The 17,091-nt window shown below is 47.4% G+C and carries 14 protein-coding genes and 8 pseudogenes; 8 read left to right on the top strand and 14 right to left on the bottom strand.

The window, feature by feature from the left end; genetic code table 11:
• Positions 1-40: 40 nt before the first annotated feature.
• Positions 41-181 (bottom strand): annotated as a pseudogene (locus ACQGXV_RS13045) (IS256 family transposase); the annotation flags it as partial.
• Between the two features lie 60 nt (positions 182-241).
• Here ACQGXV_RS13045 and ACQGXV_RS13040 point away from each other — a divergent pair.
• Positions 242-1,453: an IS256 family transposase gene (locus ACQGXV_RS13040; RefSeq protein WP_440862551.1), complete on the top strand. Its 1,212-nt coding sequence runs from the start codon at positions 242-244 to the stop codon at positions 1,451-1,453.
• A gap of 36 nt (positions 1,454-1,489) precedes the next feature.
• Here ACQGXV_RS13040 and ACQGXV_RS13035 read toward each other — a convergent pair.
• From ACQGXV_RS13035 to ACQGXV_RS13020, 4 genes and pseudogenes are all read right to left on the bottom strand, one after another.
• Positions 1,490-1,705: pseudogene (locus ACQGXV_RS13035) on the bottom strand (transposase); the annotation flags it as partial.
• A 192-nt stretch (positions 1,706-1,897) separates the two neighbouring features.
• Positions 1,898-2,451: pseudogene (locus tag ACQGXV_RS13030) on the bottom strand (IS256 family transposase); the annotation flags it as partial.
• Positions 2,452-2,489: 38 nt separating this feature from the next.
• Positions 2,490-2,834, bottom strand: coding sequence for an IS30 family transposase (locus tag ACQGXV_RS13025; protein ID WP_440866602.1), 345 nt, complete (start codon positions 2,832-2,834; stop codon positions 2,490-2,492).
• Between the two features lie 120 nt (positions 2,835-2,954).
• A complete protein-coding gene (locus ACQGXV_RS13020; protein WP_440866601.1) occupies positions 2,955-3,086 on the bottom strand; it encodes a hypothetical protein in 132 nt (43 codons plus the stop codon).
• A gap of 130 nt (positions 3,087-3,216) precedes the next feature.
• Here ACQGXV_RS13020 and ACQGXV_RS13015 point away from each other — a divergent pair, with 130 nt between their 5' ends.
• Positions 3,217-4,041 (top strand): transposase family protein, encoded by an 825-nt coding sequence (locus ACQGXV_RS13015; protein ID WP_440866600.1) that lies wholly within the window; start codon positions 3,217-3,219, stop codon positions 4,039-4,041.
• Here the strand turns inward: ACQGXV_RS13015 and ACQGXV_RS13010 are convergent.
• The gene (locus ACQGXV_RS13010; protein WP_440862551.1) at positions 4,038-5,249 is read right to left on the bottom strand and encodes an IS256 family transposase; all 1,212 of its coding nucleotides are present in this window, start codon (positions 5,247-5,249) and stop codon (positions 4,038-4,040) included. The genes ACQGXV_RS13015 and ACQGXV_RS13010 overlap by 4 nt on opposite strands.
• Here ACQGXV_RS13010 and ACQGXV_RS13005 point away from each other — a divergent pair.
• Both ACQGXV_RS13005 and ACQGXV_RS13000 read left to right on the top strand, forming a co-directional pair.
• Positions 5,236-5,385 carry a hypothetical protein gene (locus ACQGXV_RS13005; protein ID WP_440866599.1) on the top strand — a complete coding sequence of 50 codons (150 nt, stop codon included), beginning with the start codon at positions 5,236-5,238 and terminating at the stop codon, positions 5,383-5,385. The two genes, ACQGXV_RS13010 and ACQGXV_RS13005, sit on opposite strands and share 14 nt — an antisense overlap.
• Positions 5,386-5,683: 298 nt before the next feature.
• Positions 5,684-5,950 (top strand): annotated as a pseudogene (locus ACQGXV_RS13000) (pectate lyase); the annotation flags it as partial.
• A 40-nt stretch (positions 5,951-5,990) separates the two neighbouring features.
• On the opposite strand, the gene kup reads toward ACQGXV_RS13000, so the two are convergent.
• Positions 5,991-7,859, bottom strand: coding sequence for a low affinity potassium transporter Kup (kup, locus tag ACQGXV_RS12995; protein ID WP_440866598.1), 1,869 nt, complete (start codon positions 7,857-7,859; stop codon positions 5,991-5,993).
• 310 nt (positions 7,860-8,169) lie between these two features.
• Between kup and ravA the strand changes: the two genes are divergently transcribed.
• From ravA to ACQGXV_RS12980, 3 genes and pseudogenes are all read left to right on the top strand, one after another.
• Complete coding sequence (gene ravA, locus ACQGXV_RS12990) at positions 8,170-9,672, top strand: ATPase RavA (RefSeq protein WP_440866597.1); 1,503 nt, start codon at positions 8,170-8,172, stop codon at positions 9,670-9,672.
• 4 nt (positions 9,673-9,676) lie between these two features.
• A pseudogene (locus ACQGXV_RS12985) lies at positions 9,677-10,423 on the top strand (ATPase RavA stimulator ViaA); the annotation flags it as partial.
• 90 nt (positions 10,424-10,513) lie between these two features.
• Positions 10,514-11,488 (top strand): IS30 family transposase, encoded by a 975-nt coding sequence (locus ACQGXV_RS12980; protein WP_440862690.1) that lies wholly within the window; start codon positions 10,514-10,516, stop codon positions 11,486-11,488.
• Positions 11,489-11,632: 144 nt separating this feature from the next.
• Here the strand turns inward: ACQGXV_RS12980 and ACQGXV_RS12975 are convergent, their stop codons facing one another.
• The 6 genes and pseudogenes from ACQGXV_RS12975 to ACQGXV_RS12950 all read right to left on the bottom strand — a co-directional run bounded on the left by ACQGXV_RS12975 (position 11,633) and on the right by ACQGXV_RS12950 (position 14,560).
• A complete protein-coding gene (locus tag ACQGXV_RS12975; RefSeq protein WP_440864215.1) occupies positions 11,633-11,998 on the bottom strand; it encodes an IS630 transposase-related protein in 366 nt (121 codons plus the stop codon).
• 18 nt (positions 11,999-12,016) lie between these two features.
• A pseudogene (locus ACQGXV_RS12970) lies at positions 12,017-12,559 on the bottom strand (IS256 family transposase); the annotation flags it as partial.
• A gap of 7 nt (positions 12,560-12,566) precedes the next feature.
• Positions 12,567-12,926 carry an integrase core domain-containing protein gene (locus ACQGXV_RS12965; protein WP_440866596.1) on the bottom strand — a complete coding sequence of 120 codons (360 nt, stop codon included), beginning with the start codon at positions 12,924-12,926 and terminating at the stop codon, positions 12,567-12,569.
• Between the two features lie 204 nt (positions 12,927-13,130).
• Positions 13,131-13,930, bottom strand: a pseudogene (locus ACQGXV_RS12960) (IS3 family transposase); the annotation flags it as partial.
• Between the two features lie 72 nt (positions 13,931-14,002).
• Positions 14,003-14,272 (bottom strand): annotated as a pseudogene (locus tag ACQGXV_RS12955) (transposase); the annotation flags it as partial.
• Positions 14,273-14,437: 165 nt separating this feature from the next.
• Positions 14,438-14,560, bottom strand: coding sequence for a hypothetical protein (locus ACQGXV_RS12950; protein WP_440866595.1), 123 nt, complete (start codon positions 14,558-14,560; stop codon positions 14,438-14,440).
• 150 nt (positions 14,561-14,710) lie between these two features.
• On the opposite strand from ACQGXV_RS12950, the gene ACQGXV_RS12945 reads away from it, so the two are divergent.
• Positions 14,711-15,052: a GlpM family protein gene (locus tag ACQGXV_RS12945; RefSeq protein ID WP_440867408.1), complete on the top strand. Its 342-nt coding sequence runs from the start codon at positions 14,711-14,713 to the stop codon at positions 15,050-15,052.
• A 45-nt stretch (positions 15,053-15,097) separates the two neighbouring features.
• On the opposite strand, the gene ACQGXV_RS12940 is transcribed toward ACQGXV_RS12945, so the two are convergent.
• A complete protein-coding gene (locus tag ACQGXV_RS12940) occupies positions 15,098-16,354 on the bottom strand; it encodes a phosphoadenosine phosphosulfate reductase domain-containing protein (RefSeq protein ID WP_440866594.1) in 1,257 nt (418 codons plus the stop codon).
• Positions 16,355-17,091 lie beyond the last annotated feature (737 nt).

Here is a 17,091-nt window from a genome sequence, read left to right as displayed (position 1 = left end):
CTGGAGTCTGTAAAGAATTTCGTGTAAATGGCTCCATCGCTTAACCGGAAATCCGATCTCCATACATCAACATGAATTGGCTCATAGCCGGTTTCAAGTCTCTGATTGGTAGGGTCCATTTAGCCGAGATATTATGCAAGGCTAGATAGAATAATTTTAGCACCGAGTCATCCGTTGGAAAGAGACTGTAAAATAATCTGTGTAAATGGCATTTTGAGGAAAACCTTCAAAGGATAACAAAATGCCTATCAGCAACGAACTTATTGACCAACTGCTTCAAGATTGTCACTCCCCTCAGGATCTGCTGGGTGAATCAGGCCTACTCAAGGTGCTGACTAAAAGACTGGCGGAACGGGTTCTTGAAGCTGAGATGGAGATGCACCTTGGGTATGCTAAGCATGACCCGGCTGGTAATCATTCAGGCAACTCACGCAATGGCAAGACATCCAAGAGCGTACGTAGCCAAAATGGGGAGATCGAGCTCGATATTCCGCGCGACCGCAACAGTACCTTCGAGCCGACACTGATCGGTAAGCACGAAAAACAGCTTAACGGCTTCGATGACCGCATTATTTCTCTCTATTCCAGAGGGTTATCAACCCGTGATATTCAGGCACACTTTAAAGAAGTCTACGGGGTCGATGTTTCCGCTGGCTTCATTTCTCAAGTGACCAATGCTGTGATGGATGAAGTTAAGCGCTGGCAGCAACGGCCGCTGGATGCGCTTTATCCCATTGTTTACCTTGACTGTATTGTTGTCAAAAGCCAGGACGGCGGAGCCGTGGCCAACAAGTCTGTTTATCTGGCCCTCGGCGTCAACGGCCAGGGCGAAAAAGAGCTGCTGGGGCTATGGATAGCCAAAACTGAGGGGGCCAAGTTCTGGTTATCTGTGATGACAGAACTGAAAAATCGTGGGCTAAAGGACATCTTCGTCGCCTGCTGCGATGGCCTGAAAGGCTTTCCTGATGCCATTGAAGCTGTTTACCCGCATACGCGGGTACAGCTCTGCATTGTGCATCAGGTGCGGAACTCGCTGCGCTACGTCGGCTGGAAAGAGCGTAAGGCCGTTGCTGCTGACCTGCGCACCATCTATAGTTCCGCAACGCTAGAGGGCGCTGAAGAGGCCCTGGATGCCTTCGCGGCCAAATGGGATGAACAGTTCCCGACGATCAGCCCGTCGTGGAGAAATAATTGGGAACGTCTCATCGTCATTTTTGACTTTCCGCCGGAGATCCGCAAGGTTATCTACACCACCAACGCGATAGAGTCGTTAAATGCTTCATTGCGCAAGATAACGAAAACGCGACGAATATTTCCAACGGATGACTCGGTGATAAAATTACTCTATCTAGCCTTGCATAATATCTCTGCTAAATGGACCTTGCCAATCAGAGACTGGAAACCTGCTATGAGCCAATTCATGTTGATGTATGGAGAACGAATCTCCGGTTAAGCAATGGAGCCATTTACACAAAATTCTTTACAGACTCGTTGGAAATATTCGTCGCGTTTTCGTTATCTTGCGCAATGAAGCATTTAACGACTCTATCGCGTTGGTGGTGTAGATAACCTTGCGGATCTCCGGCGGAAAATCAAAAATGACGATGAGACGTTCCCAATTATTTCTCCACGATGGGCTGATCGTCGGGAACTGCTCATCCCATTTGTCCGCGAAGGCATCCAGGGCCTCTTCAGCGCCCTCTAGCGGGCTTTGTTGAATAATTTAAGATACTGATTTATATAAGCATTATAAAATTTCAACGACTAATTTTTCCTCTCGGAATGCTTTTTATTGTGCTAACTATTTGATTTGTCGTTCTAACAAAATACATTCTCTGTAAATGCATTCTAACTAAAGAAGATGTAAATCAAACGGTTAAATTATTCAACAAAGCCCCTCTAGCGTTGCGGAACTATAGATAGTACGGAGGTCAGCAGCAACGGCTTTACGCTCTTTCCAGCCGACGTAGCGCAGCGAGTTCCGCACCTGATGCCATTGAAGCAGGCGATGAAGATGTCCTGTAGCCCACGATTTTTCAGTTCTGTCATTACAGATAACCAGAACTTGGCCCCCTCGGTTTTGGCTATCCATAGCCCCAGCAGCTCTTTTTCGCCCTGGCCGTTGATGCCTAGAGCCAAGTAAACAGACTTGTTGGTCACGGCTCCGCCGTCCTGGCTTTTGACCACAATACAGTCAAGGTAAACAATGGGATAAAACGCATCCAGCGGCCGTTGCTGCCAGCGCTTAACGTCATCCATCACGGCATTGGTCACTTGAGAAATGAAGCCAGCGGAAACATCGACCCAGTAGACTTCTTTAAAGTGAGCCTGAATATCACGGGTTGATAGCCCTCTGGAATAGAGAGAAATAATGCGGTCATCGAAGCCCTTAAGCTGCTTTTCGTGCTTACCGATCAGTGTCGGCTCGAAGGTACTGTTGCGGTCGCGCGGCCCCATTCCCAGTCGAAACGCAACAAAACGGTAGGGCATTATGCCGCCTGTAAGTGCGTTAAAAATACCTCATTTGGAGAACGATAACCCAGCGATTTTCGGCCTCGCGTATTGAGCAGGTGTTCGAGTGCTGCAACCTTGCGATGGGTGACATAATTGAAGTCCGTTCCCTTCGGGTAAAAACGCCGTATCAGCCCGTTGGTATGCTCATTCAACCCGCGTTCCCAGGAATGATATGGCCGGGCAAAGTAGACCGGTGCCCCCGTGACTTTTGTAATTTCCCCGTGCTGGGAAAATTCAGAACCGTTGTCAGCAGTCAGGGTTTTAAAGGCTTTGTTGAATAATTTAAGATACTGATTTATATAAGCATTATAAAATTTCAACGACTAATTTTTCCTCTCGGAATGCTTTTTATTGTGCTAACTATTTGATTTGTCGTTCTAACAAAATACATTCTCTGTAAATGCATTCTAACTAAAGAAGATGTAAATCAAACGGTTAAATTATTCAACAAAGCCGGTTTTAAACTCGCAGAAGGTATTGGCAACGATGTCCCTGAAGGCCGCTACCACTGTCTCTGCTCGCTTGTTGGGCAGTTTGCGAATGATGACCAGCTTGACGGCTTTATCGACCACCGTCAGCAGGAATGATTTCTGATCTTTGCCAAAGATGCTGTCAATAAACTAGTTGCTGAATAGAGACTTGCATTTTTTGTCAGGCTATTGAGAATAAAAAGAGGTTTAACTTAGAGAATAAAGGTTTGAAATGATCAACAAAGAGCGGTTGTTACGAGATAATCGTTTATGTAAAGCAATCATTGGATTATCAGTCGAAGAATTGAAAAATTTAGCCGCTGAATTTTCAGCTTGTTATTTGATTTATCGGAAAAAGAATCGAAAAGATCACGAGCGGCAGATGGGTGCAGGGCAGAAAGGATTTATCCCAACCCCATTAGATAAACTGCTTTTTATTTTATTGTATTTAAAATGTTATCCGACCTATGATTTGCAAGCACTTCTTTTTGGTTTAGATAGAACACGGGTATGTCGCTGGGTAAAAATATTATTGCCGGTTTTAGAGATGACCTTGGGGCGAGAATGTGTTTTGCCCGCTCGTCAAATTAGCTCTGCTGAGGAATTTTTTCGCGCCTTTCCTGGAGTTAAAGACGTCTTTATTGATGGGACAGAGCGACCTGTCCAAAAGCCTAAGAATCTGCGTCGGCGAAAAAAAATGTATTCGGGAAAGAAAAGACAGACCACTCGAAAAGGGCTTATTATGACTGACGAAACAAGGCAAATTGGATTTATCCCCATGAGCAAAAATGGGCGCCGTCACGATAAACGCTTACTCGATAAAGTCGATATAATTCGCCATATTCCTCCTGAGGTAACCATCTGGGCAGATACCGGTTTTCAAGGTATAGATAAACAGCATCCTAATACACAAATCCCAAAAAAAGGAACTCGAAAAAGACCTTTATCGCCTGAACAAAAACAAGAAAATAAAATAATCTCGGGCATCCGTATTACAGTTGAACACGCCATCGCGGGAGTCTGTAAAGAATTTTGTGTAAATGGCTCCATTGCTTAACCGGAGATTCGTTCTCCATACATCAACATGAATTGGCTCATAGCAGGTTTCCAGTCTCTGATTGGCAAGGTCCATTTAGCAGAGATATTATGCAAGGCTAGATAGAGTAATTTTATCACCGAGTCATCCGTTGGAAATATTCGTCGCGTTTTCGTTATCTTGCGCAATGAAGCATTTAACGACTCTATCGCGTTGGTGGTGTAGATAACCTTGCGGATCTCCGGCGGAAAGTCAAAAATGACGATGAGACGTTCCCAATTATTTCTCCACGACGGGCTGATCGTCGGGAACTGTTCATCCCATTTGGCCGCGAAGGCATCCAGGGCCTCTTCAGCGCCCTCTAGCGTTGCGGAACTATAGATGGTGCGCAGGTCAGCAGCAACGGCCTTACGCTCTTTCCAGCCGACGTAGCGCAGCGAGTTCCGCACCTGATGCACAATGCAGAGCTGTACCCGCGTATGCGGGTAAACAGCTTCAATGGCATCAGGAAAGCCTTTCAGGCCATCGCAGCAGGCGACGAAGATGTCCTTTAGCCCACGATTTTTCAGTTCTGTCATCACAGATAACCAGAACTTGGCCCCCTCAGTTTTGGCTATCCATAGCCCCAGCAGCTCTTTTTCGCCCTGGCCGTTGACGCCGAGGGCCAGATAAACAGACTTGTTGGCCACGGCTCCGCCGTCCTGGCTTTTGACAACAATACAGTCAAGGTAAACAATGGGATAAAGCGCATCCAGCGGCCGTTGCTGCCAGCGCTTAACTTCATCCATCACAGCATTGGTCACTTGAGAAATGAAGCCAGCGGAAACATCGACCCCGTAGACTTCTTTAAAGTGTGCCTGAATATCACGGGTTGATAACCCTCTGGAATAGAGAGAAATAATGCGGTCATCGAAGCCGTTAAGCTGTTTTTCGTGCTTACCGATCAGTGTCGGCTCGAAGGTACTGTTGCGGTCGCGCGGAATATCGAGCTCGATCTCCCCATTTTGGCTACGTACGCTCTTGGATGTCTTGCCATTGCGTGAGTTGCCTGAATGATTACCAGCCGGGTCATGCTTAGCATACCCAAGGTGCATCTCCATCTCAGCTTCAAGAACCCGTTCCGCCAGTCTTTTAGTCAGCACCTTGAGTAGGCCTGATTCACCCAGCAGATCCTGAGGGGAGTGACAATCTTGAAGCAGTTGGTCAATAAGTTCGTTGCTGATAGGCATTTTGTTATCCTTTGAAGGTTTTCCTCAAAATGCCATTTACACAGATTATTTTACAGTCTCCATCGCGGGTATCAAGCGCCTCGGTTGCATGACCCAAATTTTACGGAATCGTAGACCCTTTATTGGGCTTTGTTGAATAAATTAACCGTTTGATTTACATCTTCTTTAGTTAGAATGCATTTACAGAGAATGTATTTTGTTAGAACGACAAATCAAATAGTTAGCACAATAAAAAGCATTCCGAGAGGAAAAATTAGTCGTTGAAATTTTATAATGCTTATATAAATCAGTATCTTAAATTATTCAACAAAGCCCCTTTATTGATGATACCTTCTTACTCCTTAGCGCCGGTCTTTGGAATTTCCATCTCAGAACAGCGTAAAATTTACTTCAATCACCGAAACACCCTTATTTCACTATTAAGCAACACGCTTATTGTTAGCAATAATCTGCACAACGGCTTCTTTATGAACTCAGCCAAATATCAATATGCGTCCATTGATAGCATCGACCCTTACGCACTGCTGGCACTCGAAGCCACGCTGAAGAACAAACCGCAGGCCGTTGCCCCGTTCCTTAACGGCTCCGGCTTCACCGAAGGGGCTTATCGCATGCCGGACGGCAGCGCCCGCGTATCCACCCGTGATGATGAGCTGTTTGCCCTGAAGGAAGGGGAAATCTTAAAATTGAACGGTAAATAATCCCGCAAAATGACGCCCTCGGTTTCGAGGGCGTCATACACTAAATTTCTACCTGAATCCCCAGCTCTATCAGCCGGTTCGGCGGTATCTCAAACTGATCGGCCGCGCGTAATGCATTACGACTCAGCATCATAAACACCTTGCCGCGCACGCGCAGATACCAGGGTCGTTTACCCATGGTCAGCGACTCATTGGACATGAAAAACGACGTTTCCATCATTTGGCAAGCTAATCCCTCCTGCCAACAGCGGTGAAACACCTCTTCCACGTTGGGCGTTTCCCGCCAGCCGTAGTTGGCAATCACGCGCCAAAAGGTGGGGGAAAGCTGCTCAACCGTAACGCGCTGCACGTTATGCACATAGGGAACCGCCTCGGTGCGCATGGTCAGCAGCACTACCCTTTCATGCAACACTTTGTTGTGCTTGAGATTATGCAGTAATGCAAACGGGATGACGTGCGTAGCGCGCGAGAGATAGACCGCCGTACCCGGCACACGCACCGGCTGGTTTTTCTCGAGTGAGACAATCATCGCATCCAGTGAATTACCATGCTCATGCAAACGGCGCAGCAACCGGAAACGCTCGCTTTTCCAGGTGGTCATAATGGTGAACATGATTAATCCCAGCGCCAGCGGCAACCAACCGCCGGAAAGGATCTTGACCACGTTGGCCAGAAACAGCGGGATATCAATCAACAACATCGCCACCAGCAGCAGCCACACCAAATAGCGGTACCAGTGCCAGTTTTTTACCGCCACGGTCGCAGAAAGAATGCTGGTCAACACCATGGTTCCGGTCACCGCAATACCGTAAGCCGCCGCCAGATTGCCAGAATGCTCGAAGCTGACGATGACAATCACCACCGCGGTATACAGCAGCCAGTTTATCGCAGGAATATAAATCTGCCCGGACTCCATGTCTGACGTATGCACAATACGCATTGGCGGCAGATACCCCAAACGCACCGCCTGGCGCGTCAGCGAGAAGACGCCGGAGATAACGGCCTGAGACGCGATGATAGTCGCCAGCGTTGCCAGGATCAGCAGCGGAATCAACGCCCAATCCGGAGCCAGCAAAAAGAAGGGGTTTTTGATGGCTTCCGGGTTACGCAGCAGCAACGCCCCCTGGCCAAAGTAGTTGAGCACCAATGACGGCAACACCACGGTAAACCACGCCAAGCGAATAGGGAATTTACCAAAGTGCCCCATATCCGCGTAGAGCGCCTCCACCCCAGTTATCGCCAGCACCACAGCACCCAGCGCGAAGAAAGAGATAAACTTGTACTCTATAAAGAAACGCACGGCGTAAACCGGGTTCAATGCCTGAAGCACTTGCGGCGTGTCCATGATACTGCGCACGCCCAGCACCGCCAGCGTCAAAAACCAAATCAGCATCACCGGCGCAAACAGCTTACCCACGCTGCTGGTGCCGTGTTTCTGAATGGCAAACAGCAAGGTCAGCACAATCACCGACAGCGGCACGATGTAGCTATCTAACTCGGGGGCAGCAATCTCAATCCCTTCCATGGCGGAAAGCACCGACATCGCCGGGGTGATCACCACTTCCCCATAAAAAAAACCGCCGCCAATCAGCCCCATGCTCAACACGATGGATGTCATGCGATCGCTGGTGTGGCGTCCGGCCAGTGACATCAGGGTCAAAATCCCCCCTTCTCCGGCGTTGTCAGCTCGCATCACATAGGAGAGATACTTGAGCGACACCACCAGCACCAGCAGCCAGAAGATCAGCGAGAGAAAACCAAATACTGAATGCTGCTCGACGCCAAACCCAAACTGTCCGGAAAGACATTCCCTTAATGTATAAAGTGGGCTGGTGCCGATATCCCCGTACACCACGCCAATAGCTGCCAAGGTAATGGCAGGAAGCGATTGCTTATGCTCTGAGCTCATAGCGCCTATCTTCTGTTGTTTTCACTTTGCGACTTCCGATGTTTTCACTGCGTACAGAGCAACGCGTTTTTCGTAGACTTAGCCCGAAAGCGCACAGTATGCATATATTCATGCAAAAACCCATCCCTTCACGCCGTATCGAAACATCCAGAAATAAACTGGTTTATTGATTAACATAGCCAAAGATGGCAATAATCGATGCAGATACGATTAAAAAAATCTGTGATCTGCCGTATATTATTGCATCATCGTTGATGACTTTATCGCTTGCCGCCCTGTTTTGCCCCATCAGAGTAAAAACGGATCTCTTATGCTTCAATCAGCCTCTTTGGCCGATCGTATTACACGCCTCAGCCAAGCCCTTGAACACGGCTTGTATGAACGTCAGCACACTATTCGCCTGTGCCTGCTCGCCGCGCTCAGCGGCGAAAGCGTGTTTTTGCTGGGGCAGCCGGGCATCGCCAAGAGCATGATCGCGCGTCGTCTGAAGTTCGCGTTTCGTGGCGCCCGTGCTTTCGAATACCTGATGACACGCTTCTCCACTCCGGAAGAGGTGTTTGGCCCGCTGTCGATTCAGGCGCTGAAAGATGAAGGGCGTTATCAGCGTCTTACCGGCGGCTATTTGCCGGAGGCGGAAATCGTCTTTCTGGATGAAATCTGGAAAGCGGGCCCGGCCATTCTCAATACTCTGCTGACAGCCATCAATGAACGGCGCTTTCGCAACGGCAGCCATGAAGAAACCATTCCCATGCGGCTGCTGGTTACCGCCTCCAACGAACTGCCCGAATCAGACAGCAGCTTAGAAGCACTCTATGACCGCATGCTTATTCGCCTGTGGCTGGATAAAGTGCAGGAAAAACAAAACTTCCGCGCATTGTTGACGCATACCGGCAACGATCGCGACAACCCAGTGCCGCTGTCGCTGAGCGTCAGCGATGAAGAGTATCAGGCATGGCAAAGCGCCATCGATCGCATCGCCTTTCCGGATACCTGCTTTGAACTGATTTACGCACTGCGCCAACAGTTGAATACCACTGACAATGCGCCGTACGTTTCCGATCGACGCTGGAAGAAAGCGCTGCGACTGCTGCAAGCCTGTGCGTTATTCTCTGGCCGTGAAAGCATTGTTCCGCTTGATATCATCTTGCTGAAAGATTGCCTGTGGCATGACAGGGATTCACAAACGCTGGTGGAACAGCACACCGAGCAACTCATCACCGCACATGCCTATCAGCAACAGGCTCTGCTGTTCCTCTTGCAGCAATTAAACGTGAAACGACAGCAATATCAGCAGCAACAGAGCGAGTCGCAGGCGATAACGGTCGAAAAACAGGGGGCATTCCTCAGCCGTAAAGCCCACTACCTGCTGCCAGAGGCGCTGAACAAAGAGACGCTAACCGTGGTGTTACAGCGTCCACTGGTACTGAATAATATTGATGTGACACATATCGTGTTAGAAAAAAACGCCTTGCAGTCATGGCTGCAAAAAGGCGGAGAAGGCGAAATCAGGGGAAAACTCAATGGCATCGGGTTTACCCAGCACCTCGACATGTACGTTGATGACCACCTTCATCTTGCGATGCGCGATATCAGCCTACAGACCACCATTCTTTCTTTACCTGAAAAACAAGACTGTACCCTACCGACAGAACTTACTGATGAATATGAGAAATTGCGTCAACAACTGCGCGAGCAGCGACGTCTGTTTCACCACCATCAGCCGTGTTTGTTCATCCCTGCCGACTGGCTGTCAAAAATAGAAGACAGCCTGCAACAGGTCGACGAACAGATACAGCTCTCGTTACAGGATTGATCGAATGTTGACGTTGGAATCGCTGGAAATGCTGTTGTCCATTGACGAAAACGAGCTCTTGGACGACCTGGTTCTCGCGCTGTTGGCAACTCCGCAGCTTGCGGTCTTTCTTGAACAGCACCCGAGAATGAAAGCGGCGCTGCTGCACGATCTGCCCGAATGGAAAGCGTCACTCAAGCAGCGCCTGCGTGCAACCGTGGCACCCGCCGATCTGGAGCGGGAATTTACCTGCTATCAAAATACCCAGACCGTCGACAATCTGACCTTTCAGTCACGCATTCCACGTATCGTTAATACGCTGCAAACGGTGGACTCGCCTTTTCTTTCTCAGGCCAACAAGCTGATCGCACAGACAGAACCGACGCTTGGACAGCGGTTTAGCAACGCCTTCCATGCCTTGTTCTTGCAGCGCTGGAAAATGAGCCTCTCTTTGCAAACGGTCTCCTTGCACCATCAATTGATGGAGGCCGAAAAAGAGATCCTGCTCGATGAATTACAACAGCGGCTAACGCTGACCGGCAAACTGGAAGCCGTTCTGGCAGAGAACGAGACAGCGGCCGGACGATTATGGGATCTCAGCGCGGGAAAATTGATAAAAACCGAGCTGCAAACCCTGATTAACTTCTGCGACTTTCTGCAAAAACAGCCTTCATTGCAGCGCCTCGCCGAGCGTTTAGGCCGCAGTCGGGAAACCAAATCGATTATCTCCACCGAAGCGCCGCGCGAAGCGTTTCGCGTGATGGTTCGCGAACGCCCCATTCCCACTCGAAACGCAACAAAGTGACCCACTGGCCAGAGTCGGATAAAATCACCGTTCTGGCCCTACTGGAGATCCCGTTGCATGCAGGGAAAACATCTGACTCACAAAGAACGGTTCTACATCGAAAAGCGGCGTGGTGATGGGGTTAACCAGGCCACCATCGCCCGGGAACTGGAGCTTCCTCGTTCTACCATCAGCAGGGAACTCAGACGCAATACCGACGCCGCTTTCAACGGGGTCTATTCCTGCAGAAGGGCCGAAACGTTGGCCAGAGGGCGGCGGCAGAAAACACGGCCGGACAGCGTGATTAACCAGCTTGAACCGCACATTCAGGACTTTATCAGAACGGCGCTGTCTACCCACACCTCACCTGAGGTCATCAGTGGGCGCCTGGTCCTGGAATTTGGCCTGTCCGTCAGCAAGAACTCGCTCTATCGCTATATCCAGCAGGAGCGCCGGGCCGGCGGTGAGCTGTATCAGCAGCTCCCTCATCGGGGTAAACGGTATAACTATCAGACCGATGAGAACAAACGCGGTCCTATTCCCAACCGTGTTGGCATTGAGCAGCGGCCGGCCGTTGCTGACCTCAAGCAGGAACCCGGGCATTTCGAGATTGACACCATCTTTGGCAAAGATCAGAAATCATTCCTGCTGACGGTGGTCGATAAAGCCGTCAAGCTGGTCATCATTCGCAAACTGCCCAACAAGCGAGCAGAGACAGTGGTAGCGGCCTTCAGGGACATCGTTGCCAATACCTTCTGCGAGTTTAAAACCCTGACTGCTGACAACGGTTCTGAATTTTCCCAGCACGGGGAAATTACAAAAGTCACGGGGGCACCGGTCTACTTTGCCCGGCCATATCATTCCTGGGAACGCGGGTTGAATGAGCATACCAACGGGCTGATACGGCGTTTTTACCCGAAGGGAACGGACTTCAATTATGTCACCCATCGCAAGGTTGCAGCACTCGAACACCTGCTCAATACGCGAGGCAGAAAATCGCTGGGTTATCGTTCTCCAAATGAGGTATTTTTAACGCACTTACAGGCGGCATAATGCCCTACCGTTTTGTTGCGTTTCGACTGGGAATGGGGCTTCAGGCCAAAACACCGTTGACCTTTTGGGGAATAGCCGTGAGTCCGTGGGGCATCGTGTGAAAAACCACTTTCATCAATAAAAACAATAGGTTTACCTTCTTTTTCATACTGTTGTTTTTTTTGTTGAAATCCCTGCCGGGCGTTTTCGTCGGCTTTCGGATGACGTAGAGTTTTTTTTATAGGTCAATCCCAGCTTTTTAAGCGCTTGCCAAATGGCCTTCTGACAAACGCCAAAACGCTCTGCACGTTCTTTTTGGTAAGCATCTGGATATTGTTCAACATCTTTTATCAACTCGGATTTATCGATCTTTCGCTGACGCGTGGTCGATGCTTTTGACTCTATTTGATTAATCCAACGCGATACAGAGGCAGGGCCAATCCGAAATTGCTTCGCTGTTTCTCGGATACTCAACCCTTCGTTTTTCCGTGTAGATATCACTTTACGTCTAAAATCAACTGAATAGCTCATTTAAATAATGTAATCAAAATTAAGTCGTTTAGCTATATTTCTCCACGACGGGCTGATCGTCGGGAACTGCTCATACCATTTGGCCGCGAAGGCGTCCAGGGCCTCTTCCGCGCCCTCTAGCGTTGCGGAACTATAGATGGTGCGCAGGTCAGCAGCAACGGCCTTACGCTCTTTCCAGCCGACGTAGCGCAGCGAGTTCCGCACCTGATGCACAATGCAGAGCTGTACCCGCGTATGCGGGTAAACAGCTTCAATGGCATCAGGAAAGCCTTTCAGGCCATCGCAGCAGGCGACGAAGATGTCCTTTAGCCCACGATTTTTCAGTTCTGTCATCACAGATAACCAGAACTTGGCCCCCTCAGTTTTGGCTATCCATAGCCCCAGCAGCTCTTTTTCGCCCTGGCCGTTGACGCCGAGGGCCAGATAAACAGACTTGTTGGCCACGGCTCCGCCGTCCTGGCTTTTGACAACAATACAGTCAAGGTAAACAATGGGATAAAGCGCATCCAGCGGCCGTTGCTGCCAGCGCTTAACGTCATCCATCACAGCATTGGTCACTTTGTAGTGGTCAACTAAATTTGGCCACCCTACCTGACTGTTGATGGAACAGCCGTTCTGATTCATTTGGTGTTAACCCACCGTTATACCAGTGAGGTCTGACATCGCTATAATAATGGGTTATGTAGCGAATAATGGATGATTGAGCAGTACTAAAGCTTTGGTAGCCAGTCGTTGGCACCCATTCAGTCTTCAGACTACGGAAGAATCGCTCCATCGGACTATTATCCCAACAATTTCCTCTGCGACTCATACTTTGGGTCATCTGATAACGCCACAATGCCCGCCTATACTGACGACTGGTGTAATGGCTTCCTTGGTCACTATGAAACATGACTTGTTTGGGATGCCCACGCAGTTCCCAAGCCATTTGTAGTGCTTTGGGGCTTTGTTGAATAATTTAACCGTTTGATTTACATCTTCTTTAGTTAGAATGCATTTACAGAGAATGTATTTTGTTAGAACGACAAATCAAATAGTTAGCACAATAAAAAGCATTCCGAGAGGAAAAATTAGTCGTTGAAATTTTATAATGCTTATATAAATCAGTATCTTAAATTATTCAACAAAGCCGTGCTTTGGCTGTTAATTCTGAATCTGGCGAAAACGACATTGCCCAACCCACGGGTTTTCGGGCAAATAAATCTAATACCACCGCCAGATACGCCCATCGGTCGCCTGTCCAAATATAGGTTACATCGCCGCACCAAACCTGGTCAGGCTTGGTAACAGCGAACTGCCTATTGAGCAGATTTGTAATATCAATACGTTCATTTCCACCGCGGTTGTATTGATGTTTTCTTGTTTGGCAACTAACGAGGGTTAATTCTTTCATCAACTTACCCGCTAACCACCGCCCAAGTTTCACGTCGTGTGTATTGGTAACCATCGTGGCGATAGTCCTTGCGCCCGCAGACCCGCCACTAACGTTCCACGCTTCGCTGACCAGGCTACGTTTTATCGTCCGCTCAATATCTGGCTCCTTAGGTCGACACCAATAGCGATAACTGCTTCGGTGAACATTAAAAATACGACACAACGCTTTCACTGGATAAAGCGCTCTTAGCTTTTCAACTACCGAGAATTTTTCAGTGAGTCGGACATTAAGAGCGCAGTAGCCTTTTTTAAGATGGCATTCTCCATTTCCAGTCGGTGGATTTTTTTCTTCATTTCTCTGAACTCAATTTGTTCAGGTGTTAATGGCAGACCAGGCGATGTTTTCCCTTGACGTTCTAAACGAAGGGCTCTTACCCACCGGCTAATCGCTGAAAGACTGACGTTAATGGCTTTCGCGGCTTCCTGGTAGGTATAATTTTGGTCAAGGACTAATTTGGCGGTTTCACATTTAAATTCAGCAGTAATTATTTTACTCATTTTGGCACCTATAAAAATTATGAGGTAAGCATATCACCTCTACTTAGGTGGCCAAATTCAGTATGCCACTACAGTTGATAACCCTCTGGAATATAGAGAAATAATGCGGTCATCGAAGCCGTTAAGCTGTTTTTCGTTCTTACCGATCAGTGTCGGCTCGAAGGTACTGTTGCGGTCACGCGGAATATCGAGCTCGATCTCCCCATTTTGGCTACGTACGCTCTTGGATGTCTTGCCATTGCGGGAGTTGCCTGAATGATTACCTGCCGGGTCATGCTTAGCATACCCAAGGTGCATCTCCATCTCAGCTTCAAGAACCCGTTCCGCCAGTCTTTTAGTCAGCACCGGCTTTGTTGAATAATTTAAGATACTGATTTATATAAGCATTATAAAATTTCAACGACTAATTTTTCCTCTCGGAATGCTTTTTATTGTGCTAACTATTTGATTTGTCGTTCTAACAAAATACATTCTCTGTAAATGCATTCTAACTAAAGAAGATGTAAATCAAACGGTTAAATTATTCAACAAAGCCGTCAGCACCTTGAGTAGGCCTGATTCACCCAGAAGCTCCTGAGGGGAGTGACAATCTTGAAGCAGTTGGTCAATAAGTTCGTTGCTGATAGGCATTTTGTTATCCTTTGAAGGTTTTCCTCAAAATGCCATTTACACAGATTATTTTACAGTCTCTATCGGTTTAGCGACACTGCGGTTGTTTCTGTATTTTTTCTTCCTTTTCTGTTACATCTGATGGTCTTGTCACCGCACGGTAAATCTGCAATGTCTCTGTTAATCAAAGCCATTCTTGGCTCTGTCATTGTTGTGCTGATTGGTATTTTGGCTAAGACCAGACACTACTATATTTCGGGGCTGATCCCGCTGTTTCCTACCTTTGCCTTAATTGCTCACTACATCGTAGGAACAGAGCGCGGTACAGAAGCGCTGCGAGCCACCATCCTCTTTGGCATCTGGTCGATCATTCCCTATCTGATTTACCTGATATCACTCTACTATTTTACCGCATCCATGAAGCTGCCATTGGCATTGTTATCCGCAGTGGCCTGTTGGAGCGCTTCTGCGTATGTATTGATCAAAGTCTGGGCGCACGTCTATAACTCGTAGCGCATACCCCGTGGCGATTGGGTGCCTGAATGACGAGAATGGATATCACAGAAAGATGGCTTCATTGCTATTACTGCGCCTTCTACGTGATTTCTTTTTGCTACAGCAAAGCGTCGCGTCCTCTGAAGGTGAGGATGAGGCGGTCAGGGCCAGGCTGCGATAATCGTTACTCAGGATCATGGCGCATATCCTTTCCCACGACACGATATCATGCTCCTCGCTAGCGCATGCCTCTTCATCCGGTATGCACGTCAGAAAGCCGCGCGAACGGTGCCAACTCAGGTACTGAGCGATATTGACGCGGAATTGATCTGCCATTTTCTGCGGCATTGAGTTCAAAAGGAATGTGGCATGGTTTTGCCATGTCCTCTCGCCGGGTTTTCGGGCGTTATCACAGGGTCCAGCACAACTAGACGTGGCCGGTTGCGCATAGTCTGCCTTACACCGAAAAATTTCTGCGGTTTGTTGTTCGAACGGTTCTTGTATTTTCATGCTGGTACGTGGTGCACCTGAGCGATACATGAGGTCATACAAGGGGTTATAAGTCGCTTTTGACAGGCTGTTAAATAACCATACGTCTTGCGATTGCCAATCAAACAGAGGATAGAGCGTTTGAATCTGGCTGCTGGTCTCTGATGTAGAGAGGCGTTTATTGCGGCCTACGCCATAGCTTGTTTGTGTCGGTTGACTGTCGGTGTTGGCATATTCATTGGACAGCGTTCCCATGACGAAAGCGAGTGTTTTTCCAGAGGAGAGCCAATTGAGAAACGCAGAGGTAAAGTTGCTCTCCATCATTGCATAATGGTAAAACGGAAAGTGCTTTTTATCCGTAATGGCGTCTGCCGGCGGAATTCTCCACCACTCAACATTATCTTCCCAAGATATCCAGGTGCGTGAAGGATAGCGTTGATTATTTTCAGTTGTGAGCGGTAGCGCAATCCAATAAAAATGTTCGATGACCTCGCAATATAGCTGTTTCAAGCGTTGTATATGCGAAATGGTTTGCGTATGTTGAGCTTCCTGATCAATAAATAACACGGTGATTTTTTTACCGTGAGATTTAGCAACCGTAGCCGCAAGATGTAATAATACCGTTGAGCTTTTTCCTCCAGATAAGGAGATACACACTTCTTCATGATCCCTGAAAACGATATCAAGGCGTAATAACGCTGCATCAAAAACGTTGGATATAGAATGTGGCTCTTTCATCTTATGGCCTTGGTGGTAAGGTTTTTTCTGGGTTGCCGAGGCTTTGTTGAATAATTTAAGATACTGATTTATATAAGCATTATAAAATTTCAACGACTAATTTTTCCTCTCGGAATGCTTTTTATTGTGCTAACTATTTGATTTGTCGTTCTAACAAAATACATTCTCTGTAAATGCATTCTAACTAAAGAAGATGTAAATCAAACGGTTAAATTATTCAACAAAGCCGGTTGCCGACTGATAGCGAACTGTGAACCTTTATATTTTGTAGGGTTGGTATGAGAAATGAATCTCGTTATCATACTTGTTAAAAATAACCGATTCGCAAAGAGGGTCCTTCCCGCAAGTTAACGCTAACCATATGATATATTTTATATTATTGAGGCGTTCTGAATGGGCAACCCTCTGTGTTTGTATTTTTTATGGTCGTTAATATAAACTTTTTTTCGTCATTTTTTGTCATTTTTCGTTCAATTAATTGCAAATTTTTATAGGGAAATAGTCATCAGTTTAGCGATTGTTATTGGTTTGTTTATTTACTGTTTAATAATGGTTGTAATTGTCAGCGGCTTTGTTGAATAATTTAACATGCTGATTTACATAATTATTATAACACTTCAACAACTAAGTTTTCCAGCCGTAATGCTTTTTATTGTGCTAACTACTTGATTTGTCGTTCTAACAAAATACAGTCTCTGTACATGCATTCTACCTAAAGAAGATGTAAATCAAACGGTTAAATTATTCAACAAAGCCATTGTCAGCCAGAGAGTAAAGTGCTCGTCTAGCCGATTGATGTGTTTTCAATGCGCATTTTTATCGTCAAGGAT

The sequence above is a fragment of the Symbiopectobacterium purcellii genome (genome assembly GCF_052050035.1).
GTDB classification, from domain to species: domain Bacteria; phylum Pseudomonadota; class Gammaproteobacteria; order Enterobacterales; family Enterobacteriaceae; genus Symbiopectobacterium; species Symbiopectobacterium purcellii_A.
This window is presented reverse-complemented; position numbering and strand designations above follow the sequence as displayed.

Bases quoted from the DNA above. Each gene is read 5' to 3' on its own strand.
- ACQGXV_RS13040 (WP_440862551.1), top strand. From the start codon at position 242: ATGCCTATCAGCAACGAACTTATTGACCAACTGCTTCAAGATTGTCAC.
- ACQGXV_RS13015 (WP_440866600.1), top strand. From the start codon at position 3,217: ATGATCAACAAAGAGCGGTTGTTACGAGATAATCGTTTATGTAAAGCA.
- ACQGXV_RS13010 (WP_440862551.1), bottom strand. From the start codon at position 5,249: ATGCCTATCAGCAACGAACTTATTGACCAACTGCTTCAAGATTGTCAC.
- kup (WP_440866598.1), bottom strand. From the start codon at position 7,859: ATGAGCTCAGAGCATAAGCAATCGCTTCCTGCCATTACCTTGGCAGCT.
- ravA (WP_440866597.1), top strand. From the start codon at position 8,170: ATGCTTCAATCAGCCTCTTTGGCCGATCGTATTACACGCCTCAGCCAA.
- ACQGXV_RS12980 (WP_440862690.1), top strand. From the start codon at position 10,514: ATGCAGGGAAAACATCTGACTCACAAAGAACGGTTCTACATCGAAAAG.
- ACQGXV_RS12975 (WP_440864215.1), bottom strand. From the start codon at position 11,998: ATGAGCTATTCAGTTGATTTTAGACGTAAAGTGATATCTACACGGAAA.
- ACQGXV_RS12965 (WP_440866596.1), bottom strand. From the start codon at position 12,926: ATGGCTTGGGAACTGCGTGGGCATCCCAAACAAGTCATGTTTCATAGT.
- ACQGXV_RS12950 (WP_440866595.1), bottom strand. From the start codon at position 14,560: ATGCCTATCAGCAACGAACTTATTGACCAACTGCTTCAAGATTGTCAC.
- ACQGXV_RS12945 (WP_440867408.1), top strand. From the start codon at position 14,711: ATGTCTCTGTTAATCAAAGCCATTCTTGGCTCTGTCATTGTTGTGCTG.